Annotated in this window: 20 protein-coding genes and 1 pseudogene; 11 read left to right on the top strand and 10 right to left on the bottom strand. The window is 47.6% G+C overall.

Annotation, left to right across the window (positions count from 1 at the left end):
* The 8 genes and pseudogenes from IG82_RS06675 to IG82_RS0104180 form a co-directional block, all read right to left on the bottom strand.
* Positions 1 to 591: pseudogene (locus IG82_RS06675) on the bottom strand (hypothetical protein); the annotation flags it as partial.
* Positions 592 to 1,357: 766 nt separating this feature from the next.
* Positions 1,358 to 1,660, bottom strand: a complete 303-nt coding sequence (locus IG82_RS06665) for a helix-turn-helix domain-containing protein (protein WP_172642892.1) — start codon at positions 1,658 to 1,660, stop codon at positions 1,358 to 1,360.
* Complete coding sequence (dusB, locus tag IG82_RS0104205; RefSeq protein WP_031934330.1) at positions 1,647 to 2,633, bottom strand: tRNA dihydrouridine synthase DusB; 987 nt, start codon at positions 2,631 to 2,633, stop codon at positions 1,647 to 1,649. The genes IG82_RS06665 and dusB overlap by 14 nt, the downstream gene beginning before the upstream one ends.
* 11 nt (positions 2,634 to 2,644) lie before the next feature.
* Complete coding sequence (locus IG82_RS0104200) at positions 2,645 to 3,109, bottom strand: type II toxin-antitoxin system RatA family toxin (protein ID WP_031934329.1); 465 nt, start codon at positions 3,107 to 3,109, stop codon at positions 2,645 to 2,647.
* A gap of 50 nt (positions 3,110 to 3,159) precedes the next feature.
* A complete protein-coding gene (locus tag IG82_RS0104195; protein ID WP_031934328.1) occupies positions 3,160 to 3,810 on the bottom strand; it encodes a MotE family protein in 651 nt (216 codons plus the stop codon).
* Positions 3,810 to 4,247, bottom strand: coding sequence for a hypothetical protein (locus IG82_RS0104190; protein WP_156095373.1), 438 nt, complete (start codon positions 4,245 to 4,247; stop codon positions 3,810 to 3,812). Before IG82_RS0104190 ends, IG82_RS0104195 begins: the two co-directional genes overlap by 1 nt.
* Positions 4,225 to 5,259 (bottom strand): FliM/FliN family flagellar motor switch protein, encoded by a 1,035-nt coding sequence (locus tag IG82_RS0104185; protein ID WP_031934326.1) that lies wholly within the window; start codon positions 5,257 to 5,259, stop codon positions 4,225 to 4,227. Before IG82_RS0104185 ends, IG82_RS0104190 begins: the two co-directional genes overlap by 23 nt.
* 27 nt (positions 5,260 to 5,286) lie before the next feature.
* Entirely contained in the window at positions 5,287 to 5,676 is a 390-nt protein-coding gene (locus tag IG82_RS0104180) for a flagellar basal body-associated FliL family protein (RefSeq protein ID WP_172642891.1), read from the bottom strand.
* Between the two features lie 179 nt (positions 5,677 to 5,855).
* On the opposite strand from IG82_RS0104180, the gene IG82_RS0104170 reads away from it, so the two are divergent.
* The 5 genes from IG82_RS0104170 to IG82_RS0104150 all read left to right on the top strand — a co-directional run bounded on the left by IG82_RS0104170 (position 5,856) and on the right by IG82_RS0104150 (position 10,202).
* Positions 5,856 to 6,590 (top strand): flagellar hook-basal body protein, encoded by a 735-nt coding sequence (locus IG82_RS0104170; RefSeq protein ID WP_135957849.1) that lies wholly within the window; start codon positions 5,856 to 5,858, stop codon positions 6,588 to 6,590.
* 15 nt (positions 6,591 to 6,605) lie between these two features.
* Positions 6,606 to 7,418 carry a flagellar hook-basal body protein gene (locus IG82_RS0104165; protein ID WP_082192064.1) on the top strand — a complete coding sequence of 271 codons (813 nt, stop codon included), beginning with the start codon at positions 6,606 to 6,608 and terminating at the stop codon, positions 7,416 to 7,418.
* 54 nt (positions 7,419 to 7,472) lie between these two features.
* Positions 7,473 to 8,117, top strand: a complete 645-nt coding sequence (flgA, locus tag IG82_RS0104160; protein WP_031934322.1) for a flagellar basal body P-ring formation chaperone FlgA — start codon at positions 7,473 to 7,475, stop codon at positions 8,115 to 8,117.
* Positions 8,118 to 8,120: 3 nt separating this feature from the next.
* Positions 8,121 to 8,855, top strand: a complete 735-nt coding sequence (gene flgH / locus IG82_RS0104155) for a flagellar basal body L-ring protein FlgH (protein ID WP_031934321.1) — start codon at positions 8,121 to 8,123, stop codon at positions 8,853 to 8,855.
* Positions 8,856 to 8,972: 117 nt separating this feature from the next.
* Positions 8,973 to 10,202: an MFS transporter gene (locus IG82_RS0104150; RefSeq protein WP_031934320.1), complete on the top strand. Its 1,230-nt coding sequence runs from the start codon at positions 8,973 to 8,975 to the stop codon at positions 10,200 to 10,202.
* On the opposite strand, the gene IG82_RS06965 is transcribed toward IG82_RS0104150, so the two are convergent.
* Both IG82_RS06965 and IG82_RS0104140 read right to left on the bottom strand, forming a co-directional pair.
* Positions 10,178 to 11,503: a M23 family metallopeptidase gene (locus IG82_RS06965; RefSeq protein ID WP_168338474.1), complete on the bottom strand. Its 1,326-nt coding sequence runs from the start codon at positions 11,501 to 11,503 to the stop codon at positions 10,178 to 10,180. The genes IG82_RS0104150 and IG82_RS06965 overlap by 25 nt on opposite strands.
* Positions 11,504 to 11,582: 79 nt before the next feature.
* Positions 11,583 to 12,413, bottom strand: coding sequence for a hypothetical protein (locus IG82_RS0104140; RefSeq protein WP_135957847.1), 831 nt, complete (start codon positions 12,411 to 12,413; stop codon positions 11,583 to 11,585).
* A gap of 448 nt (positions 12,414 to 12,861) precedes the next feature.
* On the opposite strand from IG82_RS0104140, the gene IG82_RS0104130 reads away from it, so the two are divergent.
* The 6 genes from IG82_RS0104130 (at position 12,862) to IG82_RS0104105 (ending at position 17,952) form a co-directional block, all read left to right on the top strand.
* Positions 12,862 to 13,548 (top strand): MotA/TolQ/ExbB proton channel family protein, encoded by a 687-nt coding sequence (locus IG82_RS0104130; protein ID WP_031934316.1) that lies wholly within the window; start codon positions 12,862 to 12,864, stop codon positions 13,546 to 13,548.
* 5 nt (positions 13,549 to 13,553) lie between these two features.
* Positions 13,554 to 13,979, top strand: coding sequence for an ExbD/TolR family protein (locus tag IG82_RS0104125; RefSeq protein ID WP_031934315.1), 426 nt, complete (start codon positions 13,554 to 13,556; stop codon positions 13,977 to 13,979).
* Between the two features lie 36 nt (positions 13,980 to 14,015).
* Complete coding sequence (tolA, locus tag IG82_RS0104120) at positions 14,016 to 14,747, top strand: cell envelope integrity protein TolA (protein ID WP_031934314.1); 732 nt, start codon at positions 14,016 to 14,018, stop codon at positions 14,745 to 14,747.
* 44 nt (positions 14,748 to 14,791) lie between these two features.
* Positions 14,792 to 15,835, top strand: coding sequence for an A/G-specific adenine glycosylase (gene mutY / locus IG82_RS0104115; protein WP_172642890.1), 1,044 nt, complete (start codon positions 14,792 to 14,794; stop codon positions 15,833 to 15,835).
* 63 nt (positions 15,836 to 15,898) lie between these two features.
* A complete protein-coding gene (gene tsaD / locus IG82_RS0104110; protein ID WP_052545754.1) occupies positions 15,899 to 16,975 on the top strand; it encodes a tRNA (adenosine(37)-N6)-threonylcarbamoyltransferase complex transferase subunit TsaD in 1,077 nt (358 codons plus the stop codon).
* On the top strand, positions 16,972 to 17,952 hold the full coding sequence (locus IG82_RS0104105; RefSeq protein WP_031934311.1) for an NAD(P)H-dependent glycerol-3-phosphate dehydrogenase: 981 nt from the start codon (positions 16,972 to 16,974) through the stop codon (positions 17,950 to 17,952). Before tsaD ends, IG82_RS0104105 begins: the two co-directional genes overlap by 4 nt.
* Positions 17,953 to 18,089 lie beyond the last annotated feature (137 nt).

Raw genomic sequence — 18,089 nt, 5'->3', positions numbered from 1 at the left:
ATAACCCGCATTGATCAACGCCTGTTTTGCCTGATCAATATAAAGCTGTTCCATCTGTTGAGCAATCTCATCATCCACAAAGTCAGCGTCTGCATAAGCTTGAGAAAGTCGTCTATAGTCAGCGCTTTTTTCAACCCATGACCGCCATGCCGCCAGGTTACCCAATTTGTTAATCCAAAACATAGGGTTTGTGTCAGAAAGATCTTCTGCAAGGCCCCGAGGTTTGATGTAGTCACTAATACCAAAATTGTATGAAACCCGATTAATAACGCCCCCCCAACCTAACACCTGATTGGCAATCTTGGTAAGCTGGAGTTGGTATTCCACAATTTCTTCATCTTGGTTGGCCCTACGAGCAGCTTTAGCCACATAACGTTTCAAAATATCTTGTTTCGCAAAGGATAGACACAAGCTTGTAAGAGCTCTCTCCACATCTATACCTCCCGCTTGATTTCCTTCCATAAGGCGATAGCTTGCTGAAAGGCCACATAAAGTTTCCAAGGCAGAAGCCACAGCATCTTCACATGTATCCGCATGCCCGACCATTAACGCCGAAACTTGGGCTCGAAGATCTTGATTTCTATCACGCAATCCTTGATTGCCATTACCTGTGAGATAGCTTAAGAAAAAATCAAACTCTTAAACAATCTGATGGGGATTATTTTCAAACTGGGAACAGTCGAAAATCTTGTCTTTAAATTCACGGATTCGTGCACGAGAATCTTGGGGCACATGCGTCAAAAAATGATCAAACTTAGCATTAATAAGGTTTTCAGCTTGGCTCACATCCATTCTTTGCCCCCCCCTGGTAAGCCCACAGGTTCACGTGTGGATCTTGCAAAATGTTTGTCATATGCACAAGGTAACCATCTGGTAAGGCCTGCTGATGAAGACGGCGCTCCCCATACACGCGCTTGATGGCATTTGTTAACACATTTAACGCATTTTCTCTGTTAGCAGGAAAGTTACCTGCGACCGGCAACCGAGACCATCTCTGCAAGATTATTGCAGTTTGTGGCACAAGGTTNNGTTGTGTTTGTGGCACAAGGCCATCCGTCACAAAAGAACTGATTAAAACAACAGAAAGCAAACACGATTTATACTTCATAAATAACACCGTCAACAACATTAACATCAATATAAGTGATGGAATTGTTTCGTTTTTTACATCTTAAATAAATATATTTTTGTAAAGTTATTGCATTTCATGCATTTTTTGTCAAAAAAATGTATTTTTTAAGGAGGCTTGTTAAGTAACACACGCTAAATAAACGATTTTATAGCTAAAAAGAGCAATCAAAATAAAAGCCCATGTATCCCCCCTGCACACACTGTCTTGATGGACAGCAAAAACAGGTTACGGGTTTTTATGGCACGATACACGAAGCATCTTTATGCGCTGGCGCAGTGTGTTGCGATGAATGCCCAGCACATGGGCCGCTGCGCTTTGATTATTTTTTGTAAAAAACAACACCTCTTCAAGCAACACCCTCTCCACCTCATGAAGCACATGGCTGTAAAGAGCCGAGGGCGATGTAGAACCTTCACCATGAGCCTTGAGATAGGCGGCTATTTTAGCGCGCGCCAGCTCCCCCAGACCCTCACCCACCACGGGGTCAGAAGCGTCTTTGCCCAACACCAAAAGGTCAGGAGATCTCATCGCATTGCTTTTCATAAAATTCACTCACCACATTTACAAGAACAGCTGCATCCCCAATCTGATTTACGCGTGCCCGAAAAGACGCACCCTCAGGAAGACCCTTACTGTACCACCCCAGATGTTTTCTCGCAATTCTCACGCCGGCCTCTTTGCCATAAACATGCAAGATCGCATCAAGATGCTGCAAAACAATCCGTTTTTGCTCAGACAAAGAAGGATCTGAAGGGATTTGACCTGTGGCCAAAAACGTTTGCACTTGAGCAATTAACCACGGCTTGCCGTAACACCCACGCCCCACCATCACACCATCTACACCACAGTGATCCATCACGTGACGCGCTTGATCAGGTGTTTTGATATCCCCATTCCCCACCACAGGGATTGAAACACGTTTTTTGACCTGCCTAAAAAAAGACCAGTCCGAGGATCCTTGATAAAATTGACACCGGGTGCGGCCGTGAATGGTGATCATTTGCACACCCACATCTTGAGCTATGTGCGCAAGCTCGGGTGCATTTTGTGTGCTATCATCCCACCCTTTGCGCATCTTGAGGGTCACAGGCACAGAGACGGCTTTCACCACAGCTTCTAAAAGAGTATGGGCCTTCTTCGTATCACGCATCAAGGCGCTGCCAGCATAATGGTTGACGATTTTTTTGGCGGGACACCCCATATTGATGTCGACAATATCTGCGCCCAAATCAACAGCCAGCTTAGCAGCCTCAGCCATCACACAAGGCTTGACGCCCGCCAATTGAATGATGGTGGGCAGTGTCGACGCACGCTTGAGAGGCCGTGCCATCCGCAAAGATTGACGGGTTTGACGCACCATCGATTCGCTGGCGATCATTTCAGACACAACGCACCCACCGCCCAACTCTGTCACCAGATCGCGAAACGGCACGTCACTCACGCCCGACATAGGAGCTAAAAAAACATTCCCCGGTAAAGATACAGAACCCACAGCAAGCATGATCAAACGTTTTATGGTTGGTAAGACTGGCTCATCACACGGGCACGCTCTTCAAAGGCATCCACCATATCTAAGGCGACACCTGAAAAAACTTGCCCTAAAAGCGCATTAACTATGATGCTATCAAGTTTGACGGTAATGTCAAAATGAACACAGGTGTGCATGGGATTGTCTGGGCATACCGCAAACGTCCACAAACCGTCAAGCACAGAAATAAGACTTTTCTTAGGCGCCTCAGGTGCCAACGCAATGGCAATTTTGCGTGGTGGGTCCAAGGTGATCATTGTGTGCACACACTCCCCAAACCCCCCCTTTTGGATATGCATTTCTGTGGTCATCGTGTGTGCCTCTTGCGTCATAATAGAAAGCTTATGACACCAGGGAAGAAAGTCAGGATAGTGGGCCACGTCCGCCACCAGTTCATACATAAATTTTTGTGTATAAGGCAGTGTGCGTGTTGTTTGATAGTGAGCCACAAAAATCCTTTAGCCGCATGAATAGTCTTACGATATAAAAAGCTTATGTTTTATTCTAGAGGCTCTACACCTTTCGCCAAATATGTCATCACCTCTGTGATTTTAGCGGCTCTGCCGGGGGGAAGTTGTGCCAAAATCAGGGCTGTTTTCTGACCTTTCATATGCTGCAGAATATCCAACAAAACATGCGGGTTCAGCTGCGCAAAAATGGGGGCGGCCACTTGAGGCTTCATCGATTCAAACATTTTCACAATTTCTTTCATGTGCGATTCTTCTTCTGCACTCTTCTTTTTCATCAACAAAGCCAGCTTTTTCTCAAGAGCTTCCAGTTCAACCACTTTTTCTGAAATTTCTTTTTTGACGATCGCATATTTTTGTTCGCGGGCCTGCATATCCTCTTCAGAGGATTTTCTCTTTCTTGATTGATTCACCCATGTTGTCAGCAGTTGAAATTCTTCTAAGGTCATGTTGAGAACATCAAACTCTTTATGCTCATCCTTTTCTTTGTCTGCCGGTGGAGAAGGTTCTCCTGATGCGCTTTCAACCGCTGACTCTGCCGCATGGAGCCATTGCCTTACCCAAACCTCTTTGGGCATGATTAATCGATAGGCATGCCACGCCATCATCAAAAAGCACCCCACAATAACGATCCGCAAAAAACGATAACGAGGCAACCCTGGCACAAAAGACATAAACATCATTATCCTGCAAGGCGTTCATAATGTTCATCATCATGAGACGCAACCATCTTTGGGTTCAGTAAAGAGACACCCTTTTGCGCAGCCGCATGTGAGACATGAGAAGACCGTTTAACAGCCTTGAGTTCTTTAATCTTGGTATCCAGATCATGCAACAATGACTCTCCTCGATCATGGCAATAGTGAAGATCACCTCTTAACACATCCCCTTTGTTGAGAATATCTTCCCACGCTTTCTCCAAGCTCTTGATGTGCCCATCTAAGACTTTGATTTGCTCGCGCCCCTTCTCTGTGGACTCATGCAATGAGGCAAGAAGGACATCCACGTCTTGCCTATCTTGGTGAAGTCGAGCCAAACGCCTTTCAGCCACCAGGCAGTATAAAAAGCCCAAGGCAAAAAGACCACAAAAGGCTATATCAATCATCATTGTTGTTGTCATCACTGTTTTCATGGTTGCTATCATTGTTGTGATCATCTTTCTTATTCCTATTTGATAAAAAGATCGTATCGATCGACAGGGCCATAGACCCTTTTTTCTGACCCATAAGACCTGTAAAAAGGGTGCGATCTGAACATTTTACATCCACACTGCCGTCAGGAGTTTGTTCTAAAAGCAAGGTTTGTCCTACCTGCCACTTCAGCACTTTGTTAAGCGGCATATACATCTCACTCAACACAGCTTCGAGCAATAAATCTGTGGAACGAAGCTCATCGTTCAGGTGTGAGCGCCACAATAAATCTTGCCCCATATCATCCCCCAGATAATCCTCACTCAAAAGGTGCCGCACCGTTTGCAGCATGGTATAGGGAAGCACCACATGAAAAAGAGCCTCATAATCACCAATACTAATATGAAACACCCCCACAAGTGATGGCCGCGGGTGCAGGAAAAAATCAGCTTTTGTTTGCACATTGGTGCGCTCAACGTTCATATGCACAGAGGTCACCATCGAAAAGCTTTCCTCAAGGGAAGAAACGAAGGCCATAAAAACCCGCTGGCAGAGATGATTCTCAATGGACGTCATGGGCTTATCCTCGGCCTCGACCCCTGCCGCTTTCTCTTTTTTTGCTGATTTTCCTTGTGATGATTCGCTGGGGCTAGGGCTGGTAAAAGAGCCCAACATCAGTTTGACAATCTTCGACAGCGTCACAAGATCAGACACCAAAATGCCTCGGCCCTGCCATTCTTCTGCCAAAAAGGTGGCACACATCAATGGGTCTTTAAAAAAAGGTTCAAGATGTGTTTCGCAATATTCTGACTTCACTTCCTGACATGAAACCTTGATGTCTGCATCCGTAATCAACACATCAAATTGTTTGAGAAGACGGTGTGCGGCTTTCTTAAAAATACTTTCCACCAACGGAAAATTGCGTGACACCATTTTCGCGCCAACAAGCAGGCTGTTTCCTTGCGTTTTTTTTTGTTTCTGAGATGTGTCTTTGTTGGCCATTAGCTCTTTGCTTATCTTACATCATACTTATTGCACAAGGATTTGTCTTATCAGCACACGCCTCACCTTGATGGGACTGAAAATAACATTGGCCCGATCAAGCAGTTGTTGCTTTAACAGCAACACCCCTTCGGCCCCCTTCAAGTCATCCATGCGGAGCTCCCGGAGATAAATAATAAATTGGTCAATAATGATGGGCATCAGCTCATTCATGCGTTTGGCATCATTATTGCTTTCGGCCTCAAACGTGAGACATAATTTTAAAAAATGATTGCGTGTGTCATCGCCATGCAGGTTTGAAAGCATATCAGGCACAACAACATAGATGCCCGTAAAATCAGGTGTTTTGGCTGGCGCTTCATGAGCGGCTTCTGACGCATGCAGCACGCCCGAGATACTCCACACAAGAAAGGCCACACATACAAGAGAAGCCCTTCTTATCTTTTGCCACATTTGGTCTATATGCATAAAAAAAGACGTTTCCAAAAAGATACGTCCTCATCAGGCCTGATTTTTATTAAAAAATTTCTTATTATGCATTTTTTTATTTTTCGTGATTACTGTCATGCTTGAAATCTATAGAGAAAAAAGTATGTATGGGCCCCATATCCTACCTTCTATGCACCTTTGAATATGGCGCTGACCAAGAGATGCGGGCGCTCTCCTTTAATGCCGCCAACGCCCATATTGCTGGCTATAAAGCGCGCCACATGACACAACACCCTTATAAAATCACCATTGACCCAAAGCGCGCACCCACCCCTGCGCACATCACCTATCCTGTGGATGGTTTTATGTGGAAAGATGAACATCAAGGCCCGCTGAAACGCACCAATAATCCCCTTGATGTGGCGGTAAAAGGACCTGGGCTCATCACCCTGACAGACGGCACCTACACACGCAACGGCAAAATGATCTTAACGCCAGAAGGCATTCTCACCACACCAAGTGGTCATGAAATTGCGGGCCTCACCGGTGAGACATTACAAATGACAGGCAATATTCAAGATCTGCGCATCATGCGCAATGGTCAAATCATCAATAGCAATAATGAAACCTTAGGACAAATTCAACTGACCGAATTTGATGAACACGACAACCTCAAAAAAATAGGAGAAAACCGCATCGATGGCTCAGAGGCGGGGCCAAGGCCTGCGCAACAAACATTTATGCTGCAAGGTTTTTATGAAGAATCCAACGTCAGACTTCAAAAAACCATGGCCAAGGCTCATGGCGTCGTCACCAACCACCATCAAGCCATCTTGATGAACAAAGAACATTACCGATCTTTAGATGATTTGCGTAACCATCTCGTCCAGATCAATGCTTAAGGAGAAAACTGTGCTATGACCAATCCTGCATCGGCCGTTGCGGCCACCGCTATGGAAGCGGCGGACATCATGCTCCAAAACACCGCTCACAACCTTGCCAACGCCAGAACCACAGCTTTTCATACAGATAAAGTGATTGGCACGAACCTTGTGTATGAGGATGTCACCACAGGTGGCGGACCCGTGGGACAAACAGATTTGGGCATCCCCCAGGTGCAAGTGGGCGCGGGTGTGCGCGTTGCTGCCTCCCTGAAAAGCTTGCGCAACGGTGTCCCTGAACCTACCAAAAACCAGATGGACATTCACATCGATGGCACAGGTTATCTGCAAATTGACCTTGGTAACGGGATGCTGGGCTATACCCGCGCCGGGCATTTGAAAGTTGATGAATATGGCATTTTACGCACGGCCACAGATTATCCCCTGATGGATAACATCACCATCGACCTCAACAAATATTCAGAAGTGATTATTGATAAATCGGGCCGCGTTTTTGGTGTCGACCCTTCGCAGTACGGAACCGCCAGACACACCCAACTTGGCCAACTCACGCTGTGGAGTTTTGCCAACCCTCAAGGTTTGGAAAATAAAGAAGACACCATCTTTATAGAAACCCCTGAAGCTGGGGCGTCGACGCAGGGCATCCCTGGCCTCAACAATCTTGGAAAAATCCTTCAAGGGTATGTAGAGCGGTCCACAGTGGATACATCCATGACCTTGGTAGAGGCGATTAATATCCAGCAATATTCTAATGCCGGCGCCACCTTGCTCAAACTAGCTGAGGATATGGATAAACATAATCTCCAACAAATTGCCTCTGTGGGTTAGGGTGTGCTGCGCATGAATAAACTGTCCATTTTTTTTCTCATATGCTTCTGCCTCGTGAACACGCTTGCTTGCGCCCAAGAGCCTGACGCTGTTTCCCACATGTTGTCTCAAGCTCTTCAAGCCAAGATTCAGTCACCACTCATTCTTGACCATCTATCACCTTCTCCCACTTCTCTGCCAGAGGGAGGCGTCACCCTTCAATCGCTTGAGGTGGATATGGAAAAGAGCGTGTTTTCTGCGCGTCTTACACCCCAGAATCCAACCCATCATCCCATTCACGTGAAAGGCACATTTTCTTTGCAAAAAGAGGTGGGCATTATCAAGCGTTCCACACAAAGGGGTGCCAGTATATTGCCCGAAGATATCTATTGGCAGACCATGAAAGAATCACGCAAAAATCGTGATGCGATTTCGCGCAACACAGACCTTGCAGGCCTACGTGCCAACCAACATCTCAAAGCTGGTGAGATTCTGACGCGCCATAAAATCAACACCTCACAGGATATCCCCAAAGGGGCTGGGGTGACGTTGCTTTATCAATCCAAACACATGGAAATACGCGCCCATGGCGCCAAACTTTCAGACAAGGCCCGCATTGGCGAGCAGGTCCGTGTGATTCCCCCCTATAAGCAAAAAACCAAACACCCCCTCATGGGCACCCTGGTGGATGCATCCACGGTGTTGATTCAAGCGAGGTAATTTATGGGGCGGATTCTTGCGATCTTTCTGATAACAGGGCTGTTGTCAGGATGCTATCACTGGACCCGCTTTAAAGAAACAGGCTCAAGCCCACCGCTCACCCCTACACAAGACCCAACAGCCCGTCAAGGATATTACCCTGTGCGCATGCCCATGCCACCCGAAACCCATGAGACCTATTCTTCCAATTCCCTGTGGCGAAAAGGGGCGCGTGCTTTTTTTAAGGATCAACGCGCCAACAATGTGGGGGATGTGCTGACAGTGTTGGTCAAAAAGGTGGAAAAAATTGAATTCAAAAATGAAACAGAAAATGACCGCAACCCCAACTCAGTAGAAGCTTCAGTGGGATCATTTTTTGGTCTTGAAAAACACCTGCCTAACCCTTCAGGCGCTTCGCCTGTCAAGCTTATTGATGCCAGCAGCCGTCTTCATGTCAAAGGCAAAAACGACATGAAACGCAAAGAAACTTTTGACTTCAAAGTGGCCGCCACGGTCACTCAGGTTTTGCCCAACGGCAATCTTGTGATTCTTGGACGCCAAGAAGTACGCATGAATTTTGAGGTGCGGGAAATTGTGATATCAGGTGTTGTGTCGCCAGCAGAAATCACCTCAAACAACACCATCACCCTCGATCAAATCGCCGAAGCCCGTGTTTCTTATGCAGGGCGCGGCGAGGGATCGGATGTGCAAAAGACCCCTTATGGATCTTCCCTCATCTCGCAAGTCATGCCTTTTTAAACAAAACACGCGTCTCACGCGTCATGACCGCTTAGTGTTGCTATGAAATCCAGGAATTGACAGGCTATCAAAAGGTCCGCATCATGGTGGTTTGATTTGTAACCACAGTTTTTGATAATGAAACAATCTTCGACGTACAAACATATAGGGTGGATCGCATTATCGGCAGCGGTTCTTTTTTATGCCTATCAATTTGCTTTGCGCATTTTTCCCAGCGTGCTCAGCCACGAACTTATGTCCAGCTTTGGTGTGGACGCGGCCACGTTCGGTATTCTGGCCTCTTTCTACTACTATGGGTACGCCTTTTTCCAAGTGCCGGCCGGCACACTCATTGATAGGTTCGGCACAAGACGCGTCCTTTTGCTCTCAATTGCAGGATGCGTCGTGGGAAACCTGTGTTTTCTTTTTCCCCATCTTTGGCTGGCCTGTGTGGGCCGTCTTCTCATCGGCATAGGTTCAGCAGGCAGCTTTTTGGGATGCATTAAAATTGCCACAGAGCATTTTGATGAGGACAAGCTTTCTTTGCTTACAGGACTCAGCGTTTTTGTGGGCACCATGGGCGCTGTGGGGGGAAGTTCACCCATTGTCTATATCTCACAACAATTTGGCTGGCAAGAAGCGATCTACACATTTGGTTTATTGGGCGGGCTTCTTTTTGCTTTTAGCCTTTATGCCCTCAAAAAAAATACATCCCTTGCAAGGGAAAAGGGCATACCTCTTTTCTCAAGCCTCAAAATGCTTTTTAGCAATCCACAAACGTGGATCATCGGTCTTTTTGGCATCCTAGCTTATGTGCCCATGGCCGCTTTTTGTGATCTGTGGGGTCCACCTTTCTTACAAAAAACGTTTGGCCTGGATGCAGGTGATGCAGCTTTTGCGGCCTCATCGCTTTACATTGGTCTCGGGGGAGGTGCGCCCCTGGCAGCGCTTTTGCTAGCACGTATAAACAGCTATCGTTTTTGTTTTATGGGCGCTGTGACAGCCAGTTTTGTGCTGTTCACAACGCTGCTTTTCTCACAAAATCTTACGTTTGTTATGCTGGTCCCGCTTATCATTGCGTTGGGTGTATGCTTAAGCCCTCAGGTGCTGGCGTTTCCCTTGGTATGCACCATTAACCCACCCAGCATGAGTGCCACGGCCTCTGGCCTGCACAACACCATTTGTATGTTGAGTGGTATTTTTGCGCAGCCGCTTGTGGGCAAGCTGATTGTCCACCATGCGAACGCTGGCGTACTTTCAGCATCAGATTATCAATTCGGCCTTATGCTTGTGCCGGTTTCCTTGATGCTCGCCATTGTGTTGTCTTTCTTTATTAAGGAGCCTCAGGAAGAGACGCTGCGTGCATAGAGTGCATCAATTTCTTTCATGTGCTTTTTGAAAGACACATACTCTCTGCCTGTCAATTTGATGTTGGGGAGCATACGCACAGAACGGGGATTAATAGGCTTGCCATTCTTAATGAGCTCAAAGTGTAGGTGTGGACCTGTTGTCCGACCCGTAGCGCCTACATAGCCAATAATCTGACCTTGCTTCACACGCATACCGGCGCGCACCTTGGTTGCATAGCGGCTGAGGTGAGCATAAGCCGTCGCATAAGGACCCGCGTGACGAATCTTCACATACTTGCCATAGCCACCATTATAACAGGCACGCGACACCACCCCGTCACCGGCAGCCATAATAGGTGTTCCTTTCGGCGCGGCAAAATCAATACCCCGATGCAGTTTTGTATATCCCAAAATGGGGTGGGTGCGATAACCAAAGTGAGAGGTAAGACGGGCGCCATCAAGCGGCGTACGCAAAAAATGACTCCGCACCCCCATGCCTTTCTCATCAAAAAAATCAACACTTGGGTGCTTATGTCTTTTGTATGCATAAATGCGTGAACACACACCACGAATCGTCACTTCCACAAAAAGGCACACCCCCTCTCCCGAAGCTGTCTTGCCAGTAGCGCGGTTCACCACTGTTTCAAAAAGAACGCGAAATCGATCATTGGGGTGAAAATCTCGTTGTAGGTCAAATTTATACCCTAAAAGCTGGATCACCTGCTTGAGGATCGCAGGAGGCAACCCCAATCTCAACGCATCGTCATAGAAACAACTTTTGATTGATCCTGCCACCAGCACAGGAAATCGTTCTGTAACATGTTTCACAATCTCAGCCACAAAAAGGCCACGGTCATTTCTTTTGATCACCACATCTTCTGAAAAAGATTTTTGAACCACCAACTTGGCCAGCACAACGTCACCCGAAGAAAGGCGATCATAGAGCAAATGAAACACCTGCCCCACCTTTAAATCCCTTAAGGCCATGTGAGGTCTTAGCACATCAACAATCTGATGACACTCTTGCCGGGGTACCCCGTTTTCTTGCAACAAAGACGTCACGGTTCCCCCTGATTTGAGCTTGAGCATACGCGTTAAGGTTTGAGGCTCTGGTGGCAGGGGCGATGGTTTTTTCTGGGGCTCTGATTCTGTGTCCTCCTGTCTGGCAGGCTCATCTATGGTCCCTGCTTCATAATGTATCCACTGCATCCAAGACAAGCTGAACGCCAACACATAGGTGAGAGATATCAAAAGGCTGCCTGCAAGCAGACGCTTTCTCAACAGCCCATCGCTAGAAAGAGAAAAAAGAATTTGTTTCAAGGGAGAATGCTTTGCCATAGCAACATTAGATCAATAATTTCTAAAAGATCAACTTACATTCGTCAATGGCTTGGCTTTCCTAGCGTGTTTCTTGCCTTGGCTCATGAGGCATTTTCATCATACCTGTTAACACGCGGATTTCTTTCTGTGTTTGTGAAAACTGCGATTCCAGAGATGATACAAATGTTTCCAGAAACTGTGTGATGAATTTTTCAAAATGAATGCCTTGGCTCTGATAAAAATCAGACACCTTACGCAACGCCTTTTCAATACTGTCTACGTTTTGATAATAGGCTTTTTGAGCTTGACGGTCATCTTTCATCCCTTGCGTCAAATGACCTAAGGTCACAGACAAATCATGCAAAACCTCACGCACACGTTTTTGTTCCTGCGCATTTTGTTTCATCTGATGAGACATATTATCCATCGTAAGCGCAGCCTCTGCCCAAAATATATCAAGGGGAGAAGTATCCCCCTTTTCATCTTTCACAAGCGTTGCATCCTGTGAATCTGTCAGCCAATGCTTACACAACCTGTGGGACCACTGCTCCCAAAAGAGCCAGAAACTATTTTGGTTCTTTTTGATTCTCATTTCTATCAAGCTGAGCACCAGCGCGCCCGCCATGCCAAAAAGAGAGGTGCTAAACGCCGTTTGAATGCCGGTCAGCGGTGCTAAAAACTTGCTTTTAAGGTCGCCTAACGCAACGTCAACCCCACCTGCAAAAGACACCTGAGACACAATATCCAAAAGACCGCGCACCGTTAACGAAAGCCCCCAAAAGGTGCCCAAAAGACCCAAAAACACAAGACCGCGCGCTATGTAGGAAATAAGGGTATTCCCATTTTCAAAACGTGCCGCCAGTTTGTTTTCATAATGCGTGAAAGACACTTTGCCCATATCACCGTCCATGATTTTGAGCACCCATGAAGGCAGGTTCTGAAAATGGTCTTCCGCAAAACAAGGTGCCCACTGACCGAAAAACCTGACACACCTTTTGAGCTGGACAAGCTGATAGAAAGCGGATACAAGGCCTATCAAGAAACACACACTAATAACGGAATTAAAGACGGGGCTGCTGAAAAAAAGATGTATGATATGCATCAAAAAAAACTTGCTCAGATGAAATTTTTGATCAAATAAGACTTTATTGACTTAACACACGTAACATCTAATAAATTATGTGAGAAGTCAATGACACAGAGGGTGTGCCTAGGTTGCATATTGTATTCAAAACGGTATTTTATTTTTTGTCTTAAAAAAGCATTTTTAAGAAGAAAGCAACAGATTCTTGACCTTTATCCGTGAATATTGAGACACTGTTGTCAATCATCACCCCCTAGGAAAAAAGAGAGGGCCTGTGACGTTTTCCATCGGTGCACTTTTTGCAAACGCAGACATTGTGATTAAGGCTGTGATGACCTTTCTCTTTTTTGCGTCTGTGTGGTCTTGGTATATTTTTTTCAAAAAATTTTTTCAAATCCAACGCGTCAGAAGGCTTTCCAAAACTTTTGCCCAGCGGTTTGCGCAAGAACAAAATTCCTTTGAGCAGCTGTATAATAAATTTGCACAATACCCCCGCGATCCGTTTGCGTTGGCTTTTCGTGCGGCTGTCAAAGAAATGCCGGCCACACTTTCGGGCAGTGGATGGTCTGAATCCATGATCAACAGTGTGAAAAGTCATCTTGAAGAAGCCACTGCAAGCATTGAAGTCAAAGAAATAGCCTCTCTCGAGCAAGGCGTGGGGTTCTTAGCATCCATGGCCTCAACCGCGCCTTTTGTCGGCCTTTTTGGCACTGTGTGGGGCATTATGATGAGCTTTTCTGCCATTGCTGAAAGTGGCGACACCAACCTTACCGTGGTGGCACCCGCCATTTCTGAAGCCTTGTTTGCCACGGCGCTTGGCCTTTTTGTGGCCATTCCTGCCACCCTGGCCTACAACAAAATCACCAACCTCTTAAGAGCCTATGAAACCGAGCTTGCCCTGTTTACAAAGGACATGCGTCTTGTCTTAATGAAACGGATCACCCGGGGACGGCGTCAGTAGCCATTATGAAACCACAAAACGCCACACAAAAAAGACACCCGCTTTGCGACATCAATGTCACACCTATGGTGGATGTGATGCTTGTGTTGCTAATCATTTTTATGGTGTCTGCGCCGCTCATGAAGGCCAACATCAAAGTTGATTTGCCCAAAGGCGGAAAAGCTGACGCCACCATGAAACGCACTTGTGTGATTCTCACCATGAACGCTCGGCGGCAACTTTTTCTTAATGAGCAACGGCTCACGCCCCAGCAACTTGAGCCTACCCTTGCGCAGGCTTTTAAAAACCAGGCTGAAAAACGTCTTTACATCAGCGCAGACAAAAATCTACCCTATGGCGACATCATCACCTTGATCGACCAGGTTCACGGGTTGGGGTATCATCTCTCCCTGGTCAGCGACCCCACAAAAAAACCTCGCAAGAAAGCGTAAACGCTCGTGCTCAACGAAAAAAAGATATCGGCCTTTTTGACCATAGGCCTCCATCTTGTCCTGGTTTTCTTTTTGTTTGTGCTGCCTTACGTGGCCAGAAGAAATACCACCACCCCCATGCATGCTGTCGACATTGCCGTTGCCCCTTTGCCAGCGCCTCGCCCACCAAAAACACAAAAACCTCAACCACCAAAGCCCCCCACGCCTGAGCCTGAGGTAGAAACCCCTGTTAAAGAAAAGCCAGAACCAGCCAAAGTGCCACCATCAGGGCCCGTCCCCAAAATGAAGAGGGATCAAAAAGAAAAACCTTCGCCCTTGGCCAAGAAAAAAAAGCTATCCAAGAAAGCAGCGCCCAAAAAATCATCCAAAAAAAAGGCGAAGACATCTCAAAAAACACTGGATGATGTGATTAAGACTTCAAAATCCTCAAAGGGTCGCAAAAAAGCGAGCATGACTGCAGATCAGAGACATTATCTTGTAGAAAGCATTAAACAGCAGTTCTCAGAATGTTGGAGCACACCCCAACGTGTGCGCGACGCTAAGGGTCTTGTGGTGGCTATTTTGCTGAGATTTGATTCCACAGGCCGCGTAATCTCTGCCAAACTCTTGCCCCGCAAGAGCACAGCCAAGCACCCTGACTTTGCCATTGCCTCGGCCAGCGCCATGCGTGCGGTTCACCACCCATCGTGTAATCCCTTGACCTTGCCGCCCGAATATTACCAAGACTGGAAAGAAATTGTGATGACGTTTTCCACCGACAACCTGTGATATCACTACCCCCTTTTTCCCCACACACACTGGCCCCAAAGCTTTTGGCCTGGTATGACCGCCATGGCCGTGACCTTCCCTGGCGCACCCCAAAACCCGATCCTTATTGTGTGTTGGTCAGCGAGATCATGCTGCAACAAACCACCGTAGCCACGGTGATTCCCTATTTTTTGCGATGGATGCACACGTGGCCCACCCTTAACGCCCTGGCCAAGACCAACATAGAAGATGTGCTGCACGCTTGGCAGGGGTTGGGATATTACCGAAGGGCACGCAATCTTCACCTAGCGGCTCACCATATTGTTCACAAGCATCAAGGGGTTTTTCCTCACACAGAAAAAGACCTGCTGTCTCTCCCAGGTGTGGGCCCTTATACGGCGTGGGCCATCATGGCCATTGCCTTTAACCAACGCGTTGTCACCATTGATGGCAACATTGCGCGGGTATTTGCCCGCATCCTTGAAAAGCCTGGCGTCAAAGAAACCCTGCTGCGCACGCTGCACACAGACATTACATGTTTTTTGCCCAGCACCAGAATAGGTGACTATACACAAGCACTCATGGATCTTGGGGCACTTATATGCCGCCCACAAGCCCCACGTTGCGAGATGTGCCCGCTTCAAGGCATCTGCCAAAGTGCGCAACACACAACCACGCACCTTTTTCCCGAAAAGAAAGAAAAGCGCATAAAACCCACACTCTTTGGCCATTTTTTCTTTGTGCTCTCTGAAAAAGCAGGCGAGATAGGCGTGTTGCTGGAAAAAGAAGAGCAGTCTTTGCTTAAGGGCCTGTGGCGTCCCCTCACGTCCTTGTGGATGGATGAAGACCGTGAACCCACCTTTCCCTATCCTGCCTCTTGGCAGCCTGTGGGCGACATCAAACATGTGTTCACTCACTTTGATCTTTGGCTTAACCTGTGGTGCGGTGTGGTCACACCCACCTCTGCTCCCACAGCTTCCTGGGTGCGTTTTGAAGATCTTGACCAGTATCCCATGTCAGCACTGGCCAAAAAATCTTTTCGCTGCCTTGAAAAACACCCTTCTTCCTTCCTTGTACAACGTCCCTGCAAAAAAGCCCACAGCGCTTAAGACATGTTGTTTTTTAGCATAAAAACGAACACACTCACCCCAAAGTGCAACGCAAGGGTCGGCATGTGTATCTTAGGCATTGAAACCAGCTGCGATGAAACAGCTGCCGCCATCATAGATCAAGAAGGCCGCGTGCTAGGACACACAGTGGCCTCGCAAACACGCACCCATCAACAGTGGGGAGGTGTGGTGCCGAACCTGGCCGCAAGAGAGCATCTTCATACGCTCGAACCTCTGGTAACGGCCACCTTGAAAGAAGCACAAAAAAAGCCAGACGATCTTGATGCCATCGCGGCCACGTGTGGGCCTGGGCTCATTGGCAGTTTGCTGATTGGCGCTACGTTTGCCAAAGCCATGGCGTTGAGCCTCAAGAAACCATTTATCGCCATTAACCACCTGGAGGGGCACGCCCTTTTGCCTTGTTTGACGCACCACGTCACGTTCCCTTATCTCTTGCTGCTGATATCGGGCGGGCACACACAGTTTACGTTGATGCATGACCTGGGCCGCTATGAAATCTTGGGGGAAAGCCTGGATGATGCCTTGGGCGAAGCATTTGATAAGACAGCACGCCTTTTGGGTCTTAGCTATCCTGGCGGTCCAGCCCTTGAAGCCTTGGCCAAAGAAGGCAATCCCACGCGTTTTTTCTTGACACCCCCTCTTAAAGGGCGGCCTGGATGTGATTTTTCCTTTTCAGGACTGAAAACAGCGGTGGCAGACCTTGTGAAACAATGCGGCCCTCATCTCACAGAATCTACACGAGCCGATATTGCCGCTGCCTTTCAGAAAACGGTGAGCGTTGTTTTGGTGGATCGTCTTGGCCACGCCATTCAACGCGCCCGCCTTTCAGAACCTAGCCTTAAAACGCTTGTGATTTCCGGCGGTGTGGCCGCCAATCGCTTCCTTTTTACAGAGCTCCAAAAGGCTGCCACAAGGCATGATCTTTCTGTGGTCACGCCGCCACCTGCCTTGTGCACAGACAACGGCATCATGATCGCCTTTGCTGGGCTTAAGCGCTATAAGCAAGGGCTCTTCTCCCCCCTTGATGTTGAACCTCAGGCGCGGTGGCCCCTATGTGAGGTCACCACAGACCGTGAGCAACCCTCGCCCCCCTTCACGCGCACATGGGATGCATCATGACGCATAAACGTACCACAGTGATTTTAGGGGCCGGCGCTTTTGGACGTGCGCTATACACCAAGATCTGTCAAGCCTCACCCACCGTGCCCCACATATGGCGGCGCCCCCATGCCCATGGTGAACCTGAGTCTGATATACCCTATGGTTATGATCTTTATGAAGCGCTTCACAACGCCGATACCCTCATTTACGCATTACCAGCACAGGTTTTTCGCTCTTTCTGGGCACCTCTGAAAACCCACCTGCAACCACATATCCCGCTTCTTATCACCGCCAAAGGGCTTGAACAAGATACCGGTTTTTTCTTTGATGACATCATGAATGACCTTGCACTTCCCAATCCCCTGTCCATCTTATCAGGCCCCCATTTAGCTAAGGAATTGCAAAACAACGGCCCCACCTTGGGTGTGATTTCAGGGTCACCAGAGGCAACGACTCTTTTTCAACAAAGATTGACCAGCCCCACTTTTCTTCTCTCAACTCACACCAACATGCGCGCGGCCATGCTGGCTAATGCTTTTAAAAATGTGCTGGCCCTTTTGGGTGGCGTCATACGCGGTGAAGGGGGATGCCAAAACACCCTCAATAGTTTTTTGGGGTTAGGGTTTCAAGAAATGCGTCTTTTCGCACATCACGAGGATGTGGCCGATCAAGACTTACTCCACCCAGCACTACTAGGTGACTTTATGCTCACAACCCAATCGCTTGACTCACGCAACACAAAAATGGGCATGGCCATCGGCCGCGGGGATAGGCATAACACATCTTTTTTATCGGAAGGCATGACCACCTTAACAGGCCTTCTCGTCCGCGCCCAAAAAACGTCGGTGCGCTTGCCTGTATGCCAAGCCCTACATACACGCATTGATGGCACCTCTCAAAACGCTGAAGAAACACACCCCCTTGGCAGCCAACTGGGTGCCCTCGCCAAAATCTTAGATGAAACATCCTTCAACGTCCAAGAAAAACATCTATGACCCACAACTGTCATAAAGATGATGGTGATCACAAAAATGTCTAGACCCACGATCTGGACCAAGGTTTTGTTGGCATGTATCTATTTATGCTTTAAGATAAACACGATGTGCCGGATTAGCTCAGCTGGTAGAGCGGC

The sequence above is a fragment of the Candidatus Hepatobacter penaei genome, from assembly GCF_000742475.1.
Classification (GTDB): domain Bacteria; phylum Pseudomonadota; class Alphaproteobacteria; order Holosporales; family Hepatobacteraceae; genus Hepatobacter; species Hepatobacter penaei.
This window is presented reverse-complemented; position numbering and strand designations above follow the sequence as displayed.